Annotated in this window: 21 protein-coding genes; 12 read left to right on the top strand and 9 right to left on the bottom strand. The window is 33.4% G+C overall.

Going from position 1 to position 22,948, the window contains the following annotated elements; all coding sequences use genetic code 11:
- Positions 1 to 24: 24 nt before the first annotated feature.
- From ACEW8E_RS02290 to ACEW8E_RS02280, 3 genes are all read right to left on the bottom strand, one after another.
- Positions 25 to 321: a hypothetical protein gene (locus tag ACEW8E_RS02290; protein ID WP_373478720.1), complete on the bottom strand. Its 297-nt coding sequence runs from the start codon at positions 319 to 321 to the stop codon at positions 25 to 27.
- A gap of 55 nt (positions 322 to 376) precedes the next feature.
- Positions 377 to 2,431, bottom strand: a complete 2,055-nt coding sequence (locus ACEW8E_RS02285) for a flotillin family protein (RefSeq protein WP_373478719.1) — start codon at positions 2,429 to 2,431, stop codon at positions 377 to 379.
- Positions 2,432 to 2,609: 178 nt separating this feature from the next.
- Positions 2,610 to 3,341, bottom strand: coding sequence for a DUF1449 domain-containing protein (locus tag ACEW8E_RS02280; RefSeq protein WP_373478718.1), 732 nt, complete (start codon positions 3,339 to 3,341; stop codon positions 2,610 to 2,612).
- Between the two features lie 278 nt (positions 3,342 to 3,619).
- Here ACEW8E_RS02280 and ACEW8E_RS02275 point away from each other — a divergent pair, with 278 nt between their 5' ends.
- The 3 genes from ACEW8E_RS02275 to ACEW8E_RS02265 all read left to right on the top strand — a co-directional run bounded on the left by ACEW8E_RS02275 (position 3,620) and on the right by ACEW8E_RS02265 (position 8,080).
- Complete coding sequence (locus tag ACEW8E_RS02275; RefSeq protein ID WP_373478717.1) at positions 3,620 to 4,351, top strand: Tic22 family protein; 732 nt, start codon at positions 3,620 to 3,622, stop codon at positions 4,349 to 4,351.
- Positions 4,352 to 4,641: 290 nt separating this feature from the next.
- On the top strand, positions 4,642 to 7,467 hold the full coding sequence (secA, locus tag ACEW8E_RS02270; RefSeq protein ID WP_373478716.1) for a preprotein translocase subunit SecA: 2,826 nt from the start codon (positions 4,642 to 4,644) through the stop codon (positions 7,465 to 7,467).
- A gap of 268 nt (positions 7,468 to 7,735) precedes the next feature.
- A complete protein-coding gene (locus ACEW8E_RS02265; protein WP_373478715.1) occupies positions 7,736 to 8,080 on the top strand; it encodes a hypothetical protein in 345 nt (114 codons plus the stop codon).
- Positions 8,081 to 8,205: 125 nt separating this feature from the next.
- Here the strand turns inward: ACEW8E_RS02265 and ACEW8E_RS02260 are convergent, their stop codons facing one another.
- From ACEW8E_RS02260 to ACEW8E_RS02250, 3 genes are read right to left on the bottom strand one after another with little or no spacing between them, the layout of a single operon-like run.
- Positions 8,206 to 9,060, bottom strand: a complete 855-nt coding sequence (locus ACEW8E_RS02260; protein ID WP_373478737.1) for an ABC transporter permease — start codon at positions 9,058 to 9,060, stop codon at positions 8,206 to 8,208.
- Positions 9,060 to 9,788 carry a DevA family ABC transporter ATP-binding protein gene (locus ACEW8E_RS02255; protein ID WP_373478714.1) on the bottom strand — a complete coding sequence of 243 codons (729 nt, stop codon included), beginning with the start codon at positions 9,786 to 9,788 and terminating at the stop codon, positions 9,060 to 9,062. The genes ACEW8E_RS02260 and ACEW8E_RS02255 overlap by 1 nt, the downstream gene beginning before the upstream one ends.
- Positions 9,789 to 9,835: 47 nt before the next feature.
- Positions 9,836 to 10,240: a hypothetical protein gene (locus ACEW8E_RS02250; protein ID WP_373478713.1), complete on the bottom strand. Its 405-nt coding sequence runs from the start codon at positions 10,238 to 10,240 to the stop codon at positions 9,836 to 9,838.
- Between the two features lie 89 nt (positions 10,241 to 10,329).
- On the opposite strand from ACEW8E_RS02250, the gene ACEW8E_RS02245 reads away from it, so the two are divergent.
- The 5 genes from ACEW8E_RS02245 to ACEW8E_RS02225 all read left to right on the top strand — a co-directional run bounded on the left by ACEW8E_RS02245 (position 10,330) and on the right by ACEW8E_RS02225 (position 14,803).
- The gene (locus ACEW8E_RS02245) at positions 10,330 to 11,025 is read left to right on the top strand and encodes a DUF3318 domain-containing protein (protein ID WP_373478712.1); all 696 of its coding nucleotides are present in this window, start codon (positions 10,330 to 10,332) and stop codon (positions 11,023 to 11,025) included.
- Between the two features lie 63 nt (positions 11,026 to 11,088).
- Positions 11,089 to 11,211, top strand: coding sequence for a hypothetical protein (locus ACEW8E_RS02240; RefSeq protein WP_373478711.1), 123 nt, complete (start codon positions 11,089 to 11,091; stop codon positions 11,209 to 11,211).
- 12 nt (positions 11,212 to 11,223) lie between these two features.
- Positions 11,224 to 12,897: an MBL fold metallo-hydrolase gene (locus tag ACEW8E_RS02235; protein WP_373478710.1), complete on the top strand. Its 1,674-nt coding sequence runs from the start codon at positions 11,224 to 11,226 to the stop codon at positions 12,895 to 12,897.
- A 239-nt stretch (positions 12,898 to 13,136) separates the two neighbouring features.
- The gene (fldA, locus tag ACEW8E_RS02230) at positions 13,137 to 13,649 is read left to right on the top strand and encodes a flavodoxin FldA (protein WP_373478709.1); all 513 of its coding nucleotides are present in this window, start codon (positions 13,137 to 13,139) and stop codon (positions 13,647 to 13,649) included.
- A 125-nt stretch (positions 13,650 to 13,774) separates the two neighbouring features.
- Complete coding sequence (locus tag ACEW8E_RS02225) at positions 13,775 to 14,803, top strand: chlorophyll a/b binding light-harvesting protein (protein ID WP_373478708.1); 1,029 nt, start codon at positions 13,775 to 13,777, stop codon at positions 14,801 to 14,803.
- Positions 14,804 to 15,009: 206 nt separating this feature from the next.
- On the opposite strand, the gene ACEW8E_RS02220 is transcribed toward ACEW8E_RS02225, so the two are convergent.
- Together ACEW8E_RS02220 and ntcA are read right to left on the bottom strand one after the other, a co-directional pair.
- Positions 15,010 to 16,479 (bottom strand): DUF3084 domain-containing protein, encoded by a 1,470-nt coding sequence (locus tag ACEW8E_RS02220; protein ID WP_373478707.1) that lies wholly within the window; start codon positions 16,477 to 16,479, stop codon positions 15,010 to 15,012.
- Between the two features lie 55 nt (positions 16,480 to 16,534).
- Entirely contained in the window at positions 16,535 to 17,212 is a 678-nt protein-coding gene (ntcA, locus tag ACEW8E_RS02215; protein ID WP_373478706.1) for a global nitrogen regulator NtcA, read from the bottom strand.
- A 156-nt stretch (positions 17,213 to 17,368) separates the two neighbouring features.
- Here ntcA and fabI point away from each other — a divergent pair, with 156 nt between their 5' ends.
- The gene (gene fabI, locus ACEW8E_RS02210) at positions 17,369 to 18,154 is read left to right on the top strand and encodes an enoyl-ACP reductase FabI (protein WP_373478705.1); all 786 of its coding nucleotides are present in this window, start codon (positions 17,369 to 17,371) and stop codon (positions 18,152 to 18,154) included.
- 197 nt (positions 18,155 to 18,351) lie between these two features.
- On the opposite strand, the gene dxs is transcribed toward fabI, so the two are convergent.
- Complete coding sequence (dxs, locus tag ACEW8E_RS02205; protein WP_373478704.1) at positions 18,352 to 20,289, bottom strand: 1-deoxy-D-xylulose-5-phosphate synthase; 1,938 nt, start codon at positions 20,287 to 20,289, stop codon at positions 18,352 to 18,354.
- Between the two features lie 267 nt (positions 20,290 to 20,556).
- Between dxs and ACEW8E_RS02200 the strand changes: the two genes are divergently transcribed.
- The 3 genes from ACEW8E_RS02200 to ACEW8E_RS02190 all read left to right on the top strand — a co-directional run bounded on the left by ACEW8E_RS02200 (position 20,557) and on the right by ACEW8E_RS02190 (position 22,599).
- The gene (locus ACEW8E_RS02200) at positions 20,557 to 21,336 is read left to right on the top strand and encodes a photosystem II S4 domain protein (RefSeq protein ID WP_373478703.1); all 780 of its coding nucleotides are present in this window, start codon (positions 20,557 to 20,559) and stop codon (positions 21,334 to 21,336) included.
- A 21-nt stretch (positions 21,337 to 21,357) separates the two neighbouring features.
- Positions 21,358 to 21,915, top strand: a complete 558-nt coding sequence (locus ACEW8E_RS02195; protein ID WP_373478702.1) for a manganese efflux pump MntP family protein — start codon at positions 21,358 to 21,360, stop codon at positions 21,913 to 21,915.
- Between the two features lie 120 nt (positions 21,916 to 22,035).
- Positions 22,036 to 22,599, top strand: a complete 564-nt coding sequence (locus ACEW8E_RS02190; RefSeq protein ID WP_373478701.1) for a Uma2 family endonuclease — start codon at positions 22,036 to 22,038, stop codon at positions 22,597 to 22,599.
- Positions 22,600 to 22,948: the final 349 nt, after the last annotated feature.

The following is a 22,948-nucleotide window of genomic DNA, read 5'->3' as shown; positions in this document are numbered from 1 at the left end:
TTGCCCACAAAATAAAATTATAATTTAACTCTTATCTGATTTAGTGACAAACTGATAAACAAAGTAAATAATTACCGCTAAAATTCCAAAAGTAAAAATTAATTGTACTAAAGAAAAAACAGTTTTTAATAAAGAAAAAGCGATCATGATGACAAATAAACCCACAATAGCTTTACCGATAGTAGGTAACTTTGAAAACCAATTTTGAATAACCTTCACAAAACTTCCTGATGTTTCCGTGTTGATAGGTATAGAATTATTGATTTCTTTTTCAAGTTCTTCTAGTTTATCTTTCCAGTTAGACTTTTGATTTGAATTCATGGTTATGATATTTTTTTAAATAAGTTTTAAATTATTAATTGTTAATTATGATTTATTAACTATTTTCTACCCAAGGAGAAAAATCCATATTTTCTGATGGTGATGATTCCATAGTAACATCGGTTTCATTGCTCTGGGAGAGATGAGGATTTTCTGGGGTAACAGTTAATTTTATGTTTTCCTTCATGGGTTGATTTGGTTGTAATAACCCCTTAATTTGACTGAGAATATCCCCTAATTTACCTTCATCTAATAGGCTATTAATCAAAGATAAACCGCTAGTAGAAAGCAAAATTTTATTGATGTCATTACCATTATTTGTACCATTACCATTAGGAAAGGCATAAATTCTGGCATCACCTAAAACCCCGGGTTGCGGAGCTAAAGATTTGAGCATTTCGGGCAATTGAGGAGCAATAACAGGGAAAATGATTTTTATAATCTCAGCAGTGCGATTTGCGTCACTGAGAGTATTTTCTGCTTCAATGGCGGCTAATTTACCTTGGGCTTCAGCTAATAATCGATACTTCTCTGCATCAGCTAAAGTGCGGATGGATTCAGCTTCTAATTCTGCTGCTTGACGGGCAATTTCTGCTTGACGACGACGACGGAAAACATCAATTTCTACTACGTTTTGATCAGTAATACGTTTTTCTGCCGCTTCTCTTTCAGCGATAATCAAAGACAATTGTTTCTCTCTTTCTGCATTTTCTACCTGACGAGCAGTTTTGACTCCTTCTTCGGCTTTGGCTTTTAATGCTTCGGCGGTGAATCTTTCTTTTTCCTTATTGGTGATAGCGATGGAGGCTTCTTGTTGTGCTATTTGTGATTCTTGATCCGCTTCGGCGATGGCAATTTGTGCTAGTAATCGAGTAGATTCCACTATACGTTGACGATCAATTTCCGCTACTTCTCCTTCTTGTGTCTGGACAATTTGAGCAACTCTAAACTGTTTATTACGCTCCTCTAAAGAAATATTAGCTTCAATTTGGCTTTGTTGTACTGCTAATTGTTGCTTAATTCTTTCTTCTTCAATGGCTTGTTGTTGCAGGATTTTATTCCGTTCAATTTTAGCTTGTTCTTGATCTCTTGCTTCTTGAACTTCTCTTTCTCGTTGAACTTTGAGAAACTCAATTTCTTTCATTTGTGTTAACTTAGCTTCTTCTTTATCTTTATTAATAGTTAAAGACTGTTTTTCTGCCGCTAATTCTTGTTGTTGAATAGCCACTTGAGTATTGAGTTCAATTTCTCTTTTTTCTCGTTGATTATCTAATTCAACAGCTAATTTTTGTTTAATAGATTCTTGGATTGTTTCTGTGCGTAAACGAACACCTTGAGCATCAAAATAATTATTTTCGTCATAGGTATCGCTTTCTTCAATTTCAGAAATAGCGATGTTGTTTAAGGTTAAACCAACTTTTCTTAAATCTTGTTGAATTAAATTTAAAACTTCATCAGCAAAACCTAATTTATCGGAGTCAATTTCAGCAATACTTTTCTTTTTCGCCGCTGCTCGAATAGCATCATCAGCTCTTTTTTCTAGGGCATCTTTTATATCTTCTGCGGAAATTTTACCAATTTTTGATAATCTTTGAGCTGCGGTTAAAACTGCGTCTTTATCGGCACTAATACATACATAAAAAGTCACCCTCATATTAGCTCTTAAATAGTCTTTAGTACGAACGGCTAAATTCCCTTGTCTAACTACATCTATGGAGATTTCTCGTAAGGGTACACGGGTTAATTCATGGATACCGGGGATTACGATACAACCGCCGTTAAGAATGACCTTTTTTTCTTTAGTGAATAAGCCTCCATTACGCACAAATGCTTCGTTATTAGGAGTAACAACATAAACCCTTGTATAACCCCAAACTGCCACCACTAATAATAAAACTAAGCCACCAATTAAGCCACCAAAAAAACTAAGATTACCTATATTTAATTGAGCTACTGTTGAGCTATTTATTAAAGGTATTTGAGCAATATTTGTATTTAAACTACTATTAGTTTTAGGAAAATTATGATCATAATTAATAATATTATCAGTTTTAATATTTTCTAAATTACTAATAGGTAAAGATTGAATAAACAATAACCAAAATTTCATGATTTTACTCCTAATTTTTAATTTATTTAATATTTAATAATAAGATTTCTTTCTAATATCTCCCCCAAACTTGGGGGTAAGGGGGCGAAAATCTGGGGACTTGATCTTGATTGCCCCTAATTCCCTAATTCTGGGGACTTCTTTTCTAAATTTCTAATTTCTCATTCCTCATTCCTAATTACCTTTTACTAATGGAATTAAGCCATTTATCTTGATCTGAGGTATCTTTAGCGATGGCAATAAAGCAGTGTTTTTGACGATCAATAATTAAGATTTCTTGCCCCCTATGGGGTACAACTTTTGCCCATTCAGGTAAACATACTTCAATAGTTACTAGATTACCAGCACTATCAACCACATCCGCTTGAGCGATTCTACCTTCGATTAAATAGGGAATTTGTTTAGAAATTACAGCACCATTACAGCCAATTAGGCGATCGCCTTCTGTTTCTTCTCCAAAGTTAGCAAAAATTTTACCAATGGGATGAGAAAATAATTTGCCGATAAAAACACTAAAAATAAAAGAAGCTAAGAAAATGACAACCCCAAGAAAACCTTGAGGAATAGTATTAAGAAAACCACCGATAGTAACATTTAAAAACCAACCAGAAACCCCCCAAGTAGAAAAATTAATAGCTAAGAGAATTAAAAGAGGACATTTACCCAGACCAAACCAAGATAAGATAGATAAAAAATTAAGATCAGAGTCATGATAATTAGCTAAATCAGAGGTAATGTTATTTTCTACATTGGCTTCTAAATCAACATCAGTGTCAACATCAGCATCAAAATCGACATCACTATCTAAATCTTGATCTTCTCCGCCTCCTGAAAGAATAACTAACATAAAAAGGAAAATACCAATACCCAGAAAAATCCAATAAGTTAAATTTGCGGTATCAAAAAGCATTGTTTTGATTAAAAACTTATTAAAAAGTTAAATAGCTCTTATTTACTAGCTTACTCTGGGATTAAGAAAATATTGATAATGTAAAGAAAATCTTTATATATTCACCATCAATAACTATTTTCCGTTATATTGATATATTCAAAAATATAAATATCTTGATATAGTGAGTTAAGAACAAAAAACATTAACTTAATCTAATCTGTTGTTAAGGGAAACCATCAAGTAAAATAGTCGTCTTAATTAAACATCACTAGCAAAATTAATATCCTTAAATCGTTATGTTGAAAAAAAAATCCTTATTAAATAAAGTCAAAAATGTTAGTTTAGTAAGTGCTACGATACTAAGTTGTTGGTTAACCCAAACTACGAAATTATTAGCTTTACCCCTAGAAACCATTGTTCAAAAACTAAAACCTATTCCCGTATTTACCATTGCTGACGGACAAGGTGCGCCTTTAATTGCCTCTAATGATAAAGATGGAAAAGTGGCGGGAGTTTTTATTAGTAAACAAGACGCTAATAGTTTTGTAGAAAGATTAAAAAAAGAAAATCCTGAGTTAGGGAAACAAGTTCAAGTAGTGCCTGTATCATTGGGGGAGATTTTTGAATTATCAGAAAAAAATGCTAAACAAAAAGATGCCATTGTTTTTGCTTATGTACCGTCAGGAAATCAAGTGGAACAAGCGAAAAAACTAAATACTGAATATAAAGTAGGAGTACCTTTATTTGTAGCTAGAGCGGGAAAAGATCAAGGTTATTTAACTATAAAACAAAATGATCAAGAAGTGATACCCTTCTTTTTTGATGAGCAACAAGTAACTCAATTAGTGGATAGTTTTAAAAAAGCTCAACCTGATTTAGCTTCCTCCATTAAAATTGAAGTAGTCATTTTAGAAGGAGTATTAGACGCATTAAAACAAGGTGAAGATGAAATGCTGTCAAAAATTATTTTATGGCCTTCTAAAGAATCTCTTGATTTTCTTCGTGCCAATGCACCTAAAAAAGAATAAATAATTGATGATGGATAATTGATCATAAATAATGACTTTTTTATTAATTAAAAATAGTTTTAAAAATTAATTATCCATTATTAAATATTTTCTATCTTGATTAGATAATACTTTTAGATTTTTTAGAGATTAAAAACTATAATATTGACTAACGAAGATTTTAAAATATTCTTATTAATTAATAACACTTTATCTTGATTCACCTCAGATAATGAGTTAAGTTGCTAATTGCTATAGATGATATGATAGAAAGTTAATTTATATATTGAAAGAAATTATAAGAATTAACTATGTTTAAAAAGCTATTCGGAGATCCTAACGCTCGTAAACTTAAAAAACTACAACCTTTAATTACTGAAATAAATTTATTTGAAGAAGACTTTAAAAAACTTAGTGATGAAGAAATGAGGGCAAAAACTGCATCTTTTAAACAGATGTTAGCTAAAGCCAAAAATAGAGAAGAAAGAGACATACTTTTAGATGAAATTCTCGTAGAAGCCTTTGCTTTAGTGAGAGAAGCAGGGATTAGAGTTTTAGGTATGCGTCATTATGACGTACAAATGTTAGGAGGTATTGTCTTACATACAGGGCAAATTGCGGAAATGAAAACAGGGGAAGGAAAAACCCTTGTAGCAACTCTACCAGCCTATCTTAACGGTTTAACGGGAAAAGGTGTTCATGTAGTAACGGTTAACGATTATCTTGCTCGACGTGATGCGGAATGGATGGGGCAAATTCATCGTTTTTTAGGTTTAAGTGTTGGTTTAATCCAAAGTGGTATGACTTCTGTTGAAAGACAAAAAAATTATAATGCAGATATTACTTACGCTACTAATAGTGAATTAGGTTTTGACTATTTACGAGATAACATGGCAACGGATATTTCTGAAGTTGTCCAAAGAGTGCCTAATTACTGTATTATTGATGAAGTTGACTCTATTTTAGTAGATGAAGCTCGTACTCCTTTAATTATATCAGGACAAGTAGAACGCCCCATGGAAAAATATATGGAGGCGGCAAGAATTGCTCAATTATTAACCAAACAATTAAAAGAGGATGATGGCAGCGACTATGAAGTTGACGAGAAAGCTAGAAGTGTTCTGTTAACCGATGAAGGTTTTGCTAAAGCCGAAGAATTGTTAGGAGTGAAAGATTTATATGATCAAGAAAACCCTTGGGCGCATTATATATTTAACGCCATTAAAGCTAAAGAATTATTTACCGCCGATGTCAACTATATTGTCCGCAATAATGAAGTGGTTATCGTTGACGAATTTACAGGAAGAGTTTTAGCAGGTAGAAGATGGAGTGACGGTTTACACCAAGCCATTGAAGCAAAGGAAAATGTTGAAATTCAAAAAGAAACTCAAACTTTAGCTAGTATTACCTATCAAAATTTCTTTTTACTCTATCCTAAATTATCGGGCATGACGGGTACGGCGAAAACCGAAGAAACAGAATTTGAGAAAGTTTATAAGTTAGAAGTCAGCATTATTCCTACCAATCGCCCTTCGGATAGAGCGGATTTACCCGATGTTGTTTATAAAAATGAAATAGCGAAATGGAAAGCCGTAGCCGAAGAATGTCATGAAATGCACGAAACGGGAAGACCTGTATTAATTGGTACTACTAGCGTTGAAAAATCCGAATTATTAGCGAAATTATTAGTTGAAAGAAAAATTCCTCACCAGATTCTTAATGCGCGCCCAGAAAACGTTGAAAGAGAGTCAGAAATTGTCGCCCAAGCAGGAAGAAAAGGTGCAATAACTATCGCTACAAACATGGCAGGGCGGGGTACTGATATTATACTTGGTGGTAATTCAGACTACATGGCTAGGCTGAAAATTCGTGAATATCTTATGCCTCAAATTGTAACTCCTGAAGATGATCAATTTATGGTTAGTGTTGCTGCTATTGATATGAATAAACGCCCTAAAGCTCAGGGTTTTAGTGGTAACGGTGATGGAAAAAAAGTAAAAAACTGGAAACCTTCTTCTGATATTTTTCCTTGTCAATTATCTCCTGAAACGGAAACTAAATTAAAAGAAGCCGTCAAATTTGCCGTTGAAACCTATGGGCAACAAAGTTTATCCGAATTAGACGCTGAAGAAAAAATTGCCATCGCCGCCGAAAAAGCACCTACGGAGGAAGCTGTTATCTTGAAATTAAGAGAAGTATATAGATCGATTCGTCAAGAATACGATGCTCTTACAGATACAGAACATGAATTAGTAGTAGAAAAAGGTGGTTTACACGTTATTGGTACAGAAAGACACGAATCAAGACGTATAGACAATCAATTAAGAGGTAGAGCAGGGCGACAAGGTGATCCCGGTTCAACAAGGTTCTTTTTGAGCTTAGAAGACAATTTATTGCGTATTTTCGGCGGTGATAGAGTAGCTGGTTTAATGAATGCTTTTCGAGTAGAAGAAGATATGCCCATCGAATCTGGGATGTTAACCCGTAGCTTAGAAGGGGCACAGAAAAAAGTAGAAACCTTCTATTATGATGCTCGTAAAAGCGTTTTTGAGTATGACGAAGTTATGAATAACCAACGTCGTGCGATATATGCTGAACGTCGTCGAGTTTTAGAAGGAAGAGAATTAAAAGAACAAGTACTACAATATGCTACTAAAACCACCGATGAAATTATTGACGCTTATGTTAATCCAGAATTACCCCCTGATGAATGGAATTTAGAAGGTTTAGTTAATAAAGCCAAAGAATTTATTTATCTTCTCGAAGATGTTAGCGTTGCTGATTTAGAAGATATGACAGTAACGGAAATGAAAACTTTTCTCCAAGAAGAAGTACATAAAGCATACGACTTAAAAGAGTATCAAATTGAGCAATTACAAGCAGGTTTAATGCGTCAAGCAGAAAGATTTTTTATCCTCCAACAAATTGATACTTTGTGGCGTGAACACTTACAAGCAATGGACGGCTTACGAGAATCCGTTGGTTTAAGGGGTTATGGACAAAAAGATCCTTTAATCGAGTATAAACAAGAAGGTTACGAAATGTTCTTAGAGATGATGATTGACATTCGCCGCAATGTGGTTTATTCTCTATTTCAATTCCAACCTCAATCACAATCACAACCTCAATCAGTTTAACTCAGATCTTGCACTCCATAGGCAATGACAATCTCCCACTTAATCCCCCCTTGGGGAAAGGGCAAATCGAAAAAGTCAAAAGTAAGAATAATTGATTTAAACTTTCTTAAAATTCATTTTCTAAACTTTGTCTATTAAGTATTTTTGTTCTTATACAAGATCTCGGTTTAACTATAGGAGACTAAGGGTTTTTGATTAAATCTAAATCCGCATCTCCCTTTCTCATTCCCAATTTCTAACTCCTAATTCCTAATTCCTAATTATTCTGATGCTGAGTCGTCAAAAAGAAACCGTTAAAATCCTAGCTTTATCAGAATTAACCTCTGAAGAAAAGCGTTTTCAAGAAGAAAGATTAAGAGATGTTTATTTACTTTTAGAAAACTTAGCCTTAAATGAAGAAGCGACAATTAAACTAATAATTGAATGTCTTTATGATATTGGGATTATTAATCTAATTAACAAAAAAATTCCTAATCGCTCTATGAATAAATTAGCTAAATTTTTATCAGGTACTCCTAAACCTTTAGTTAAAATTATCGCATGGCAATGGGTGAAAAAAAACCTACCGATTAAAGTAACTAATTGGCTTAATAATAAAGTTAAATTTAAGTAATTTAGGCAGGTTTTCAGTTTTCAGGTAGCAGGTAGCAGGTTTTAGGTTTTAAATAATGAGTTTATAGACTATTCAACATTCTTCCCCGTTTCCTTTCTAATTCCCTATCTCCTATCTCCTATTTTTTACAATTTTTTAGGATTTAAAGCGTCTTTTAATCCATCACCGATATAGTTAATACTTAAAACTGTTAAAAATATCCCTAAACCCGGAAATATTGCCATATAAGGGGCAGCAGTGAGATAATTTTGAGCATCATATAACATCCTTCCCCATGTAGGAATATCAGGCGGAAATCCTAACCCCAAAAAACTCAGGGTTGACTCCACAATAATGGCGTTACCCACCGATAATGTCGCTGCTACGATGATGACACCCAATACGTTAGGTAAAATATGTTTTAACATAATACGCCCTGAATTTGCCCCTAATGTAATGGCTGCGCTAACAAATTCTCTTTCTTTGAGTTGTAAAAATGAACTTCTCACTAATCTGGCTACAGACATCCAATTGAGTAAACCAATCACTAACACAATTAAGACGAAAATACCTAATTCACCTCCGAAGATGGATTTAACAGTATCTCTAAACAAGTAAACCACTAATAGTAATACTGGTAATTGAGGTAAAGATAAAAATATATCTGTAAATCTCATCAAAATATTATCAATGATACCGCCATAATAACCAGCTATAGCCCCAATTATTGTACCGATGGAAATAGCTACTACCATAGCGGCAATGCCTACGGTTAAAGAAATTTTACCGCCGAATAATACCCTTGCTAATTGATCTTGTCCTAGATCGTTTGTACCAAAAGGATGTTGCCAATTTGGGGATAAAGTGGCTTGAGTAAAATCAATTTTATCCATAGGCATTTGATAAACTATCGGCAAAAAAAGAATCAATGCGATAATTAGGCTTAAAATAAATATCCCTACCATCGCCATTTTATCTTGACTAAATTTACGCCAAAACATCATTTTTCATTTCCCACTAATCGCCCATCTTCTAATTCAATAATACGTTCAGCTACATCTAAAATGCGATCATCATGGGTAACTATTAAAATAGTACAACCTTGTTCTTTTGCTAATTTTTGCATAATTTCTACTACATCACGCCCTGATTTACTGTCTAATGCGGCGGTAGGCTCATCGGCTAAAACTAGCTTGGGGTGGGAAACTAAGGCACGAGCGATGGCAACTCGTTGTTTTTGTCCTCCTGATAAATTATCGGGGTAATAATCAATTCTATCCCTTAATCCCACTGCTGTTAACATTTCAATAGATTTTTGTTTCGCTTCTTTACTATTAAATTCTGGGTGTAATTCCATCGACATTTGTACATTTTGCCTAGCAGTTAAAGATTTTAACAAATTATGAGCTTGAAAAATATAACCGATATTTCTTCTTGTTTGAATCAATAAATTATTATCAGCTTTAACTAACTCTTTCCCAAAGACTTTTAAGCTACCATGAGTTGCACTTCTTAACGCTCCCATTAATGTTAATAAAGTAGTTTTTCCTGAACCAGAAGGCCCTTTCATAATTAAAACTTCTCCTTTTTTTAACACTAAATTAATATCAAAAAGAATTTGTTTCTCAATGTTGTTATTACTATAATAAAAATCTAAATTTTCAATGTCCACTACTTTATCAGTGTCGAAAGATATATCTTTTGTTGGTTTTTCCGTTAAAGCAATCATGATTTTTAATAAGTAAATTTTCTAAGTAAGTAAGTAAGAAAAATAAATTATTCCATAAATTTTTGAAGATAATTAAGCCATTTTATTGCTAAGTTAATATCAGTAAAAGGAATATTTATTATTTCATTATCAGAGCATAAAAATTGTAAATTTGCATCACCTTTCACGGGTAAATTATCATAATCTACTAATTTATTTTTGATAGTAACATTAATTTTCTCAACCGTTGATAAAGAAAAAATATTTTCATTAATAATACCTTTAGGAGTTGGTTTTCCCCAAGTTATTAAATCCTCTTTTTTTCCTAAAACTGCATAAATATCATACTTTGCATTGTCAAATTGTTCAGCCCAAACTTTATAAACCTCTACTTTTTGATATTCTCTTTTGCCACTAATGACTAACCAGAAAAAAACTACTAACAAAGGTAACCATAATAAACCACGTTCCATGTTAAAATTGTCAACTAAAATAAAATGAGACTACCATAGAATAGAATTAGTCTATCAAAAATAGAGATCTACTAACTAAAAATATTTATATGACTTCTTATACAACTTCCTCCGCTAGAGCAGAAATGAATGAATTGAGAAGGCTCAAAACCTTACTTCCTCCAGAGCTACAAAGTTGGGTTATGATTGAAGCATCCACAGAAGTTAACCCCCCTTTAATCCGCACAGAAGAATTAGGTAAAGATGAGGTAGAAATTCAAGTTGACTTAGTTAAGTGGGAAAATTTAGCTATTGATCAACGTAATTTAATATTTTGGCATGAAGTGGCTAGAATTCAAAATGATTCAATTCCTCGGGAAGGTTGGGAAATGGCGGCTTTAGCCATCGGTTTAGGAGGTGCGGTAGGAGAATTATGGGTACAAGATGGATTACTGTTATTATTGGCTTTAGGTTTATGTGGTATTTCTGGTTATCGTTTATGGCAAAAAAATAATGGGGAGAAAAATCTCAAAGAAGCCATTGAAGCTGACGAAAAAGCCATTTTAATCGCTACTCGTTTCGGTTATTCCATGAAAAATGCTTATCAAAGTTTAGGTAGTGCTTTTAAAACATTAATCGAACAAACTCCTAATCGTAGTCAACGGAAAAAATACGAAGAGCGTTTACAAGCCTTGCGTCGTAGTGCGACTAAAGCTAAACAAAGACAAGATCAACCGTTGGAAAATCAACCCTTAAAGACTCCTCCTGTACCAAAGCGTACCAGTGCTAGAATGAAAAATATTTAGTTAATTTTAAATATTGTTCTAAGATACAAATAAAAAGTTAATTATGAGGAGAAATCGTCAAATATGGATGTTAAAATGTTAATAGTTATCTTTACTGGTTTATTTATTGTATCGGCTCTTTTTTTCGGTACTAAAAACGGTTTTTATGATTCTGATAAATACGATGGTAATGGTTCGGCTCACTAAATTTTACGTTTTATGATTAAGCGGCAAGAAATATTTTCCCCCCCGCAAATACCTCTTTCTTGTTATCCTTTCGGTGTCGGAAACTTCACTGAAGGGGTAGCAATTTTAGTCAATATTGGCAAATATCGCATTTTACTTGATTGTGGTTTAGCTGATATTGATTCTTTGTGTCACGATATAGATTGGGTTTTTTGTAGTCATGCCCATGAAGATCATGCTCGTGGTTTATTGAAACTACATCAACGTTTCCCTGATTTACCTATCTATGCTAGTGAAGTGACGGCAAAGCTACTTCCTCTTAATTGGTTAAACCAAAAACAAGACACTTCTTTTTCTTTTATACAAACTTTACCTTTATCATCCCAAAATACTGTTAATAATTCCTCTGACAAAAATACAACCCCTTCTATTCATTTAGCCTCAGATTTAACGGTAGAGTTGTTTTGCGCAGGACATTTACCCGGTGCGGTTGCTTTTTTGTTTCGATATTATTACAATAACCGTGTTTATAAAATTTTTTATACGGGAGATTTTTGTTTATCTAACCTGCAATTAGTGGAAGGATTATCTTTAGATAGTTTACGGGGTTTAAATCCTGATGTGTTAATTATTGAAGGCAGTTATGGCACTGCGAGACATCCTCATCGCCGTCAACAAGAAAAACATTTGATGGGAAGAATTAAATCTGCTTTGGATGATAATGTTAGTGTTATTTTACCCGTGCCTACTTTTGGTTTAGGGCAGGAATTATTAAAAGTTTTGCGATCGCATCATCAATTTACGGGGAAAAATCTGGATATTTGGGTAGATGGAAACTTACCGAAAGCCTGTGATTTATATTTACAATTAATGGCATATTTTCCAGCGAATGTACAGAATTTTGCCAAACATCAACCGCTATTTTGGGATGATAAAATAAAACCCCGAATGCTTAGAGTTGATAACCAAATTCCTCGTCATGAGTTAATCAAAACACCCAGCATAGTTCTAACAGATAATTTAAACCATTTACGAGAATATTGCGACAAAAGTCCAGAAAAATGGCTAATTTTAATCTCTGAGCAATCAAAAATCAATTATAATCCCGTATTTAAGGAATTTAAAGAAAATCTCAACTCCAATAAAATTACCCTAGAAGATTATTTATTAGCAGAACATAGTGATGGAAGAAATACGACACAGCTCATACATAATTTACGACCACAACATATTGTATTTGTTCATGGTTCAATTAATTATTTAGGAGATTTAACCAGTTTAGAAGAATTACAAAATCGTTATCAATTACATTCTCCCACCGTAGGCATGACTGTTGATTTACCTATCGGGGTGCAATTTGTACAACCAAAAGTAACTCTCCAAAATAACTATGAAGGGGAATTAAACGAAACGGGAGCTTATATTACTATTACTTTACCAGAACAATTAAACAAAGATCCTCGTTGGCAAAATTTCGCTGATACAGGTTTAGTAGAAGCACGTTGGCAAGGAGAAGAATTAGTGTTAAAAGGATTATCTCAACGGGAATTATTACAACAAAATAGTTTACTACGTCGTCAACTAAATACAGAATCTTGTGGTAATTGTCTTTATTATCAAGATAAACTTTGCACGAATCATGATTCTCCTTTAAATTCTTTAAAAGTACCTAATGACGGTTATTGTCCATTATTTGAGAGTTTTTAAATGTTGATAAGTTGATTGATATTTCTACTTTTTGTCAATCTTAGCAAAATCAGTAATCAAAACTATTCTATTAAAAATCTGAATTTCTTACGGAAGTTAAGGAATAGACAAGGAAAGTAAAAATTGTTTTCTAAATTATTGCTAATAATATGCAATTAGGTTAATCTAGGAATAAGTTTATTGCTATTATTTATCAATAAATTTTCTAAGACAACATCTGAATCAAATTAAAAAATAACATGGCAAAAATTGGTTTATTTTTTGGAACTCAAACAGGTAATACCGAAACCATCGCTAAAGCTATTCAAGCCGTTCTTGGAGGAGATAGTGTAGTAGATTTACTTGATGTGGCAAATGTACAAGTCGATGACTTAAAAGAATATAAATTCCTGATTATTGGCTGTCCTACATGGAATATTGGAGAGCTACAGAGTGATTGGGAAGGTTTATACGAAGATTTAGAGCAAATCGACTTTAGTGGCAAAAAAATCGCTTATTTTGGAACAGGAGATCAAACCGGCTATCCCGATAACTTTCAAGATGCTATGGGGATTTTAGAAGAAAAAATATCTTCTCTTGGGGGAAAAACTATCGGTTATTGGAGTACTGATGATTATGATTTTAACGAATCAAAAGCAGTGCGTAACGGAAAATTTGTTGGTTTAGCTATAGATGAAGATAATCAATCGGATTTAACTTCAAGTCGTATTAAATCTTGGGTGTCACAGATTAAAAATGAGTTTGGTTTATAAAGTTAACATTTTATTTACAAAACTTTACTTAAAATTATTGCTAATTACTAGCAATTAAGATAAATTATTTATAAGTTTATTAATAGTAAATATCAATAAGCTGTGAACAATAAAAGGAAGGTAATATGCAAACTTACGATAACCTGGAAGTAAAATACGATTGGTGGGCAGGAAATGCCAGATTTGCTAATCAAAGTGGTTTATTTATCGCAGCCCATGTCGGACAAGCAGCTCTGACTGCTTTTTGGGCTGGAGCTTTCACCTTATTTGAAATATCCCGTTTTGACATTTCCTTACCCATGGGAGAACAGGGATTAATTCTTTTACCTCACTTAGCTACTTTAGGTTGGGGAGTGGGAGATGGAGGTCAAATTGTTGATACCTATCCTTATTTTGTCATTGGGGCAATTCATCTAATTTCTTCGGCTTTTTTAGGTGCTGGTGCTTTATACCACACTCTGAAAGCTCCAGAGAATTTAAGTAAAGCTCAAGGACAGGCTAAAATGTTTCATTTCACATGGGATGATCCTGCTAAACTAGGCTTAATTCTTGGTCATCATCTGTTATTTTTGGGATCTGGTGCTTTATTATTAGCAGGAAAAGCTATGTATTGGGGAGGGTTATATGATGCTACTACTCAATCTGTGCGTATCATTGAACATCCTACCCTTGATTTTAGCACTATCTACGGTTATCAAACTCACTTTGCGAGTATTAGTAGCTTAGAAGATTTAGTTGGTGGACATATATATGTGGGTATAATGCTCATAGTTGGAGGAGTATGGCATATTCTTGTACCACCTTTAAAATGGGCAAGAAAAGTTCTTATATTTTCTGGGGAGGCAATTTTATCTTATTCTTTAGGAGGAATTGCTTTAGCTGGATTTGTCGCTGCTTATTTCTGTGCTGTCAATACTTTAGCTTATCCAGTAGAATTTTATGGTCCTGCCTTAGAGGTGAAATTGGGAATCACCCCTTATTTTGCAGATACCGTTCAATTACCTTACGGAGAACATACATCTCGTGCTTGGTTAGCTAATGCTCATTTCTTCCTTGCTTTCTTTTTCTTACAAGGACATTTATGGCATTCTTTACGCGCTTTGGGATTTGATTTTCGTCGGGTAGAAAAAGCACTGGATTCTATCCAAGCCTAAAAACCCATGAGAGAAAAAAGGGTTAATATACTGTCATATATTTAATCCTTTCCTCTCTACAGCTTTAAGACTACAAAAGTTGAGGACAAATTTGGGAAAATAGTCCATAACTAAATTATCAATGATTCTCTTGTTCATTTTATGAGGAACTTTCGCAAACTGTCAACAGTGAAAGTGTCCTCTTTTTTTGTGGTGATTGATAAAGTTTATAATCTCAAAATTTCTTTTCCGTCGGCAATAACTACTAAATTAACTTGTAAAGGCCCTGAAGCATTGGTTTCTTTTCCTGCTACTGCTAAAATTTCATCAATGGATTGATTTGTTAATTTTAAATTTTGAACAAAATTAATTAAAGAAATAATCTTACCATCACCGATGATAATTTGACCTAATAGCCCTTCTTGTCTTGCTCTAAATTGCGCTACAGATATTAAAAAATCTAGCTTTTCTTGTAACTCTTTTCCATTCAAATCATTAGAATCCATGGCAATAGATGCAATAGTTTCATTTTTGTCATAAACTTTTTTATTAGGAGAAACATCAGCAAAAATACGCACTTTTTCTTCTCCTTGAACATAATTACCAGCAGAGACAATTCTAATTAAATATTCTCCATTGTCAGATAATTCTGTTTTAATTTGTTGTACTTGTGCTTTTGTTATTTGTACAAATCTTTGATCTGGGAAATTATTTCCATAGCCTAAAATTTGCATAACACCCCGATTAGCTTCGTTTAAAATACCATCAATTAATTCATCTAAATTAGTAGTTTTATCTGTTTTTACGAGGGTTAAATTTAAAATTTGTCCTTTAACTACCGCAATAGGACGTTCTCTTAAATCTTGATAAGTTTGATAATATTGTTCTAAGATTTCTACTTCTTTGCGAAAAAAGCCTAATTCTTTTTCTAAAGATAATAACTCTTGCTCTTTGGTATTTAAAATTTTATCTTTTTCTGAAATACGTTGATCTAATTTAGAAATTTGTTGATCTCTTGATTTAATATCAGACTGTAATTGACTTTGTTTATTTTTTAAATCTACTAAACTTTGCTCTTGTTTTTGTAAAATTCTATCTTGTTTTTGTAAAATATTTTCTTGTTCTTGAATTTGAATTCGCTTATTATTCAAGTCATTATCTCTTTGAACAATGGACTCTTCTAATTTTTTACTTTGATTTTCTAGTTTTTCTTTTTCTGCTAATAACTTAGTTTTTTCTGTAACAATTTTCTTTACTTCTTCATTTATTTTATTTGTTTGAGCGGATAATATTTTAAGTTGGTTTTGAGTCGTTTTTAATTCTTTTCCTGTGATATTTAATAATTTTTTTTCCTGATTTTGTCTATTTTGAGCTATACTTAATTCCTGTTCTACTCTTTTTTTTTCTCTCTCAACTTTTTCCAATTGTGCCGTAATTTCTCTTCTTTTTTTGAGAATTTCATCTAATTCAAAAACCCCTTGACGCAAAGATTCACTAAAACTAAATAAGATAATTAACGTAGAAGCAGAAATTAATATACCAGTACTAATTGTGATCACAATAGCCGTTTGTTTCGGGCGCAATTGAAATAATCTCAATCTCGCTTTACCTACTTTTGTCCCGATGCGATCGCCTAATGCGGCGATTAAACCGCCCAATATTAACATTGCGGCAACTAAAATATAGGCACTTGTCATCAGTTTATAGAGTTATTTACTCCTCAAATAATCAATCTTTAGAACTTTCTTTAGCTTAAGCAAATTGTTGACTAAGAGCAACAGGATTATGAACTGTAATTTTTTTCTTAGTAATAGAAATCAAACAATCTTGTCTTAATTCACCTAACAAACGAGTTACGGTTACTCTGGTTGAACCGATAGCCTCAGCGATGGCTTGATGGGATAGTTTTAAATCAATAGTAATACCATTAGCAGTAGGTACACCAAAATCTCGACAAAGAATAAGCAAAAAACTAACTAAACGGGAAGCCATATCTCGATGTGCTAAAGTTTCAATCATCAATTCTGTTTGTAAAATGCGAGAAGATAAACCCTGTAACATTAAGCGAGATAACTCAGGATTATCTTTAAGAGAACGTTGAAAATGCTCAATAGGAGCGGATAATAATTCTACAGGAGTGAAAGCTACAGCATGATAAAAACGGTCAGATTTTTGTCCCGTAATCAAAGATAAAACCCCAAAAATACTATTTTCTCGTAGTAAAGCAACAGTAATTTCTTCCCCAGCTTCATATACCCGTGACAATTTTACAGCACCTTTAATTAAAAAATATACCCTTTCAGCAGGATCACCGGGGAAAAATATTGTTTTACCTCGCTCAAATCTTTCCACCACAGGAGTATAAATTCCTGCTCCAATTTGACGAAATACAGATGCTAAAGGTTGTTCTTGAGTTGAAATTGATTGCATAAGGGATAGTTACTTAATAATATTTAATGTTTGAGGGTATAAATGACACTTTCTATAAGAGAATAAGTAATTGTAAACTAGATAACTATCTATAACTTAATTAGTTTAGCGAATTATTGTCAGATATTACAGAAAATTAAAGAAAAAATCAAGAATATGTTAGATTTAACCAACAAAAACGCCCTTGTAACGGGTATTGCTAACAATAAATCCATTGCTTGGGGTATCGCTCAACAACTACACAAAGCTGGAGCAAATATTGGAGTTACCTATCTTCCTGATGAAAAAGGTCGATTTGAGAAGAAAGTAGGAGAATTAGTCGAACCTTTAAAACCTAGTCTTTTTCTTCCTTGTAACGTGCAAGATGATGCTCAAATAGATGAAACCTTTGCTCAAATTAAAGAAAAATGGAATCATATTGATATTTTAATACACTGTTTAGCCTTTGCGGGGAAAGATGATTTAACTGGAGATTTTAGTAATACTTCTAGGGATGGTTTTAAAACCGCTCTTGATATTAGTGCTTATTCCCTTACTCGTTTAGTACAAGCAGCTAAACCTCTTTTAAGATCAGGTGGTAGTATTGTTACATTAACCTATCTTGGAGGAGTAAAAGTTATCCCTAATTATAACGTCATGGGAATTGCTAAATCTGCCTTAGAAATGAGTGTACGTTACCTCGCCGCCGAATTAGGTAGTCAAAATGTAAGAGTAAATGCTATATCGGCTGGTCCTATTCGCACTTTAGCATCTTCTGCTGTTGGTGGTATCTTAGATATGATCCACCATGTAGAAGCCGTTGCACCTTTAAAACGTACCGTCACTCAAACAGAAGTAGGTAACGCTGCCGCTTTTCTCTGTAGTGATTTGTCTAGTGGTATTACAGGACAAATTATTTATGTCGATGCTGGTTATGAAATTATGGGCATGACTCAAGGATAATCCAAGTAAAGAAAGGAGAAAGGAGTAAGGAGAAAGGAGAAAGGAGTAAGGAGAAAGGAGTAATGAGTAATGGGTAATGAGTAAGGAGTAAGGAGTAAGGAGTAAGGAGTAAGGAGTAAGGAGTAAGGAGTAAGGAGTAATTAATTCCTAATTCCTAATTCCTAATTCCTAACTTCCTAATTTCTAATTCCTAATTCCTAACTTTTAACTCCTAACTCCCCATTCCAAGTTACAGATGGTTTTTGAGAGAAAAAAGAAGCTAAAATCTCTTGAGAAATTTGACTACTGGTTAAGCCTAAATCGATCATCGATTCATTGGGTGTTGCATGATCTACTAAAATATCAGGAACACCAAAACGTTTTAATTTCACCATAATATCGTTATCTAATAGAGCTTCTGCCACAGCAGAACCAAAACCCCCCATTAATGATCCTTCTTCAAGGGTGACAACTTTACCAATTTTTTCTGCTAAGGGTAAAATTAATTCTTCGTCAAGGGGTTTCACAAAACAAGCATTAATTACAGTGGCCTCAATACCATGTTCTCTTAAAATTTCCGCAGTTTGCATAGCGGTATTAACCATCGTGCCATAACCTAGTAATAAAATATCATCACCGTTGCGCAAAATTTCTCCTTTACCAATTTCGATTTCTTCCCAACCTTCCTCAGCTAAAGGTACACCTAAACCATTCCCACGAGGATAACGCATGGCGATCGCACTATCAGTATAATTAATACCTGTCACCATCATTCGCTGTAATTCCGCTTCATCTTTAGGGGCCATAATTACAAGATTAGGAATACAACGCAGATAAGAAATATCATACATTCCTTGATGAGTAGGACCATCAGCGCCGACAATTCCCGCTCTATCTAAACAGAAAAACACTGGTAGTTTTTGAATGCAAACATCATGAATAATCTGATCGTAGGCTCTTTGTAAGAAAGTTGAGTATATAGTAACTACAGGACGCATTCCTTCACAAGCTAAACCGGCTGCTAAAGTGACGGCGTGTTGTTCTGCGATACCAACATCAATATATTGTTTTGGTAATTTTTGTTGCAACTTATCTAACCCTGTACCTGTTGCCATGGCTGCAGTGATACCAATAATTTTGGGATTATTTTGGGCTAGAGTAGTTAGAGTATGGGCGAAAACTTTAGAATAACTAGGGGGTTTAGGTTTATTAGAAGGAATAGGTTTTCCAGTGGCTAAATTAAATGGACTTTGAGCATGATAACCTACTTGATCTTTTTCAGCGAGACTGTAACCTTTACCTTTTACTGTCACAACATGGACTAAAACAGGGCCTTTTATTTTATGGGCTTTATTAAAAGTATCGATTAATTCTTTGAGATTATGACCATCAATAGGGCCAAAATAAGTAAAACCTAACTCTTCAATTACCGCTCCAACTTTAGGCATAGCAAGACGTTTCATTGCTTCTTTGAGGTTTCTCATTTCAGGAGAAAGATTTGCACCATCACCAAAGAAAGGAAAATGTTTGAATTGTTCTTCTAAATTATCTGTGATAAATTGAATAGGATCAGATAAACGAACCTTATTGAGATAACGAGAAATTGCCCCTACGTTCGGAGAAATAGACATTTCATTATCATTTAACACCACCATCAAATTAGTATCGGGTAAATGTCCTGCGTGGTTAATGGCTTCTAATGCCATGCCTCCGGTTAGCGCCCCATCACCAATAATGGATACTACTTTAAAATCTTCGCCCTTACTATCTCTTGCTAAAGCCATGCCTAGACCAGCAGAAATACTTGTAGAAGCGTGTCCTGCACCAAAATGATCAAATTTGTTCTCTGAGCGTTTTAAGTAACCAGCAATGCCATTTTTCTGCCGTAGTGTGTGAAACTTGTTATATCTTCCTGTTAATAATTTATGGGGATAGGCTTGATGTCCTACATCCCAGAGTACTTTATCATGATCTAAATCCAAAGTTTGATATAAACCAATAGTTAATTCAACTACACCTAAACCAGGTCCTAAATGTCCTCCACTAGCGGCAATAGTTTCTAAGTGTTTTTCTCGTATTTGTTGAGCAATATCTTCTAACTGTCGAAGGGATAAACCATGTAACTGATTTGGGTGGGTAATATCACTTAACTTCATGATTTTAAATTTCCTATACTATATTAATTAACCAATTCTAAATATCTCAGACAAAGAGTTCTTTTCTTTATTTTGTCTTAATTTTTCACAAAGGACAAGGGATAAATATTGTTTGTAATTACTTTTTGAACTTTGATAATGGCTTAACTAGCACATTTTATGCTATATTTACTAATTCTCAACTAAAAAACTCCGCTAAAATTAACAAAAAATTGAAAAAGATTAACCATTATAATATTCCCTATTGCCCATTTCTGATTACTTAAAATGTTACCTAGAGAAGAATTATTAAAAAGAGTCGAAAATAAAGAAGAAATTGCTCGTATAATTGATAAAGCTGAAAAAGCCTTTAAAACATGGGAATTAGTAGTTAGTGACTTTCTTTCTCCTCCTGTTTTAGCGGAAATTAATCAAATTTTTTCCTCCTTAACACAAGTGAAAACTATTCCTTGGGGAGGTTATCCTCAAGCTGAAAGACAACGAGTCGGTATCCATCGAGAAGAAGTTTTTGCCGAGGAGAGTCAAATTCCCCTCGCGGCTTTAGATATTGCTGGAAATTTTTTATTTGATACTGCAACCCATCGAGACTTTTTAGGCTCAATTTTAGGCACTGGCATTGTTAGAGAAAAAATAGGTGATATTATTGTTTTAGGAGAAAGAGGGGCGCAAGTTATTGTGGTAGAAGAAATGGTTAATTTTCTTGAAACTTCTTTAGTTCAAGTGCGTTCTGTACCAGTTAAAACCACAAGAATTGAGTTATCAGACTTAAAAATTCGTCCTCCAAAAGTAAAAGAAATGACAACGGTAGAGGCTTCTTTACGATTAGATGCCGTGGCTTCCTTCGGTTTTGGTTTATCTCGCAGTAAAATGGCTGAAGCCATTAGTAATGGTGATGTAAGAATCAATTGGAAGGACATTACGCAACCTAGTTATAATATCAAAAATGGTGATTTAGTTTCTTTTCGGGGTAAAGGTAGATTAGAAATTGGTGAGATTCAAGTTACCAAAAAAGAGCGTTTTCGTATTAGTTTAACAAGATTTGTTTAAAGAAAAAAGGTTTTTACTTTTATGAATTTAATTACGATATTTTTAACTTCTATCGGTTTAGCTATGGATGCTTTTGCGGTGTCTATTGGCGGTGGTATTAGTATTAAAAAAGTTACTTTAAAAGACTACTTAATTATCGCTACTTTTTTCGGTGGATTTCAGTTTTTAATGCCTTTATTAGGTTGGAGTGGGGGTTTATTTTTTAGGGATTTTATTCTCAGTTTTGATCATTGGATAGCTTTCGGTTTATTATCTCTTATTGGTGGTAAAATGCTTTATGAATCTTTCCAAGATGATGAGGAAGAAGAAGGTACAGATTTTCGTAATTTATCCGTTTTATTAACTTTGGCGATCGCCACCAGTATTGACGCTTTAGCAGTAGGTTTAACTTTTTCTGTCATTAAAACTCCTATTATAGAAGCCTCTATTATTATTGGAGTTATTACATTTTTTATCTGTCTTTTCGGAGTATTTATAGGCAATAAATTTGGGCATCTTTTCGAGAAACAAGCGGAAATAATTGGCGGAATTATCTTAATAGGAATTGGGGTTAAAATTTTAATCGAACATCTTTCATAATTAGGAATTAGAAAGGAAACGGGGAATTAGGAATAAAAAACTTTTCTCCTTTGCTATAACTAATGATTCTTAAAAGTTCACGTTATAATTAGTAAATATTTTATTGCAACTTGGTTTTTTATGATAGTAGCCACGAAATCTCAAATTCAACCAACCTTAGAAGATTTTTTGACACTGAAGGAGACGAAACCAGCCTCAGAATTTATTAACGGAAAAATTTATCAAAAACCTATGCCTCAATGTCAACATAGCTTAATACAAGGTAAACTTTGTGAAACCATTAATAAAGTTGCTGAAGCCAATAAAACTGCTTATGCTTTCCCTGAATTGCGTTGCACTTTTAACGATAGAAGTATTGTACCTGATATAGCAGTTGTCCGTTGGGCAAGAATACCTCTTGATGAAAAAGGTAAAATTACTAATCGTTTTTTAACTTATCCTGATTGGGCTATAGAAATTTTATCACCTGAACAGAATTTTACTCAAGTATTAGCTAAATTATTGCATTGTTCACAACAAGGCACAGAATTAAGTTGGTTAATTAATCCTGATGATGAAGCCATTTTAGCAGTATTTCCTGAACAAAAAATTGAACTTTATCAAGGAAATATTAATTTACCTGTTTTAAATGGAATCGAATTAATTTTAACTCCCGAAAATATTTTTAATTGGTTAAAATTTTAACTCTTAATAAAAAGTATAAATAAAGTGATAAAAAATACTATTAATCTTTAATTAGAGTTTCAAATTATAAGTTTATGTTGATAATTAGTGGGTATCACTTATGTTACACATCATATCTTAAAAGTAATCACAATTCTGAGCCACACAGTCCACTGCATCCATGCAAAACCAATCACTTCAGGGCTTCGGGCGTATCATATAATTAACGGGCGTTGCTGAATTAAAGTATGATTTTTAGATAAGGTGATGCCGAAGGCACGCTACGCGCACGTATCTTTATTACTCTCTTAAATTATCACAGAGGCGTGCTGTGTACCAGAACCGACGAGCGATCGCTCGTAACTTGTGT

Origin of the sequence: Geminocystis sp., from assembly GCF_041753295.1 — a bacterium.
Classification (GTDB): domain Bacteria; phylum Cyanobacteriota; class Cyanobacteriia; order Cyanobacteriales; family Cyanobacteriaceae; genus Geminocystis.
Note: the sequence above shows the minus strand (reverse complement) of the source record. Positions and strands in the feature narration are given on the sequence as shown.

Excerpts from the sequence above, each read along its gene's own strand:
- fldA (WP_373478709.1), top strand. The coding sequence starts at position 13,137 with ATGGCAAAAATTGGTTTATTTTTTGGAACTCAAACAGGTAATACCGAA.
- dxs (WP_373478704.1), bottom strand. The coding sequence starts at position 20,289 with ATGAAGTTAAGTGATATTACCCACCCAAATCAGTTACATGGTTTATCC.
- ACEW8E_RS02235 (WP_373478710.1), top strand. The coding sequence starts at position 11,224 with ATGATTAAGCGGCAAGAAATATTTTCCCCCCCGCAAATACCTCTTTCT.
- ACEW8E_RS02290 (WP_373478720.1), bottom strand. The coding sequence starts at position 321 with ATGAATTCAAATCAAAAGTCTAACTGGAAAGATAAACTAGAAGAACTT.
- ACEW8E_RS02265 (WP_373478715.1), top strand. The coding sequence starts at position 7,736 with ATGCTGAGTCGTCAAAAAGAAACCGTTAAAATCCTAGCTTTATCAGAA.
- ACEW8E_RS02255 (WP_373478714.1), bottom strand. The coding sequence starts at position 9,788 with ATGATTGCTTTAACGGAAAAACCAACAAAAGATATATCTTTCGACACT.
- ACEW8E_RS02260 (WP_373478737.1), bottom strand. The coding sequence starts at position 9,060 with ATGTTTTGGCGTAAATTTAGTCAAGATAAAATGGCGATGGTAGGGATA.
- ACEW8E_RS02190 (WP_373478701.1), top strand. The coding sequence starts at position 22,036 with ATGATAGTAGCCACGAAATCTCAAATTCAACCAACCTTAGAAGATTTT.
- ACEW8E_RS02200 (WP_373478703.1), top strand. The coding sequence starts at position 20,557 with ATGTTACCTAGAGAAGAATTATTAAAAAGAGTCGAAAATAAAGAAGAA.
- fabI (WP_373478705.1), top strand. The coding sequence starts at position 17,369 with ATGTTAGATTTAACCAACAAAAACGCCCTTGTAACGGGTATTGCTAAC.
- ntcA (WP_373478706.1), bottom strand. The coding sequence starts at position 17,212 with ATGCAATCAATTTCAACTCAAGAACAACCTTTAGCATCTGTATTTCGT.
- ACEW8E_RS02280 (WP_373478718.1), bottom strand. The coding sequence starts at position 3,341 with ATGCTTTTTGATACCGCAAATTTAACTTATTGGATTTTTCTGGGTATT.
- ACEW8E_RS02195 (WP_373478702.1), top strand. The coding sequence starts at position 21,358 with ATGAATTTAATTACGATATTTTTAACTTCTATCGGTTTAGCTATGGAT.
- ACEW8E_RS02240 (WP_373478711.1), top strand. The coding sequence starts at position 11,089 with ATGGATGTTAAAATGTTAATAGTTATCTTTACTGGTTTATTTATTGTA.
- ACEW8E_RS02285 (WP_373478719.1), bottom strand. The coding sequence starts at position 2,431 with ATGAAATTTTGGTTATTGTTTATTCAATCTTTACCTATTAGTAATTTA.
- ACEW8E_RS02245 (WP_373478712.1), top strand. The coding sequence starts at position 10,330 with ATGACTTCTTATACAACTTCCTCCGCTAGAGCAGAAATGAATGAATTG.
- ACEW8E_RS02225 (WP_373478708.1), top strand. The coding sequence starts at position 13,775 with ATGCAAACTTACGATAACCTGGAAGTAAAATACGATTGGTGGGCAGGA.
- secA (WP_373478716.1), top strand. The coding sequence starts at position 4,642 with ATGTTTAAAAAGCTATTCGGAGATCCTAACGCTCGTAAACTTAAAAAA.
- ACEW8E_RS02275 (WP_373478717.1), top strand. The coding sequence starts at position 3,620 with ATGTTGAAAAAAAAATCCTTATTAAATAAAGTCAAAAATGTTAGTTTA.
- ACEW8E_RS02220 (WP_373478707.1), bottom strand. The coding sequence starts at position 16,479 with ATGACAAGTGCCTATATTTTAGTTGCCGCAATGTTAATATTGGGCGGT.
- ACEW8E_RS02250 (WP_373478713.1), bottom strand. The coding sequence starts at position 10,240 with ATGGAACGTGGTTTATTATGGTTACCTTTGTTAGTAGTTTTTTTCTGG.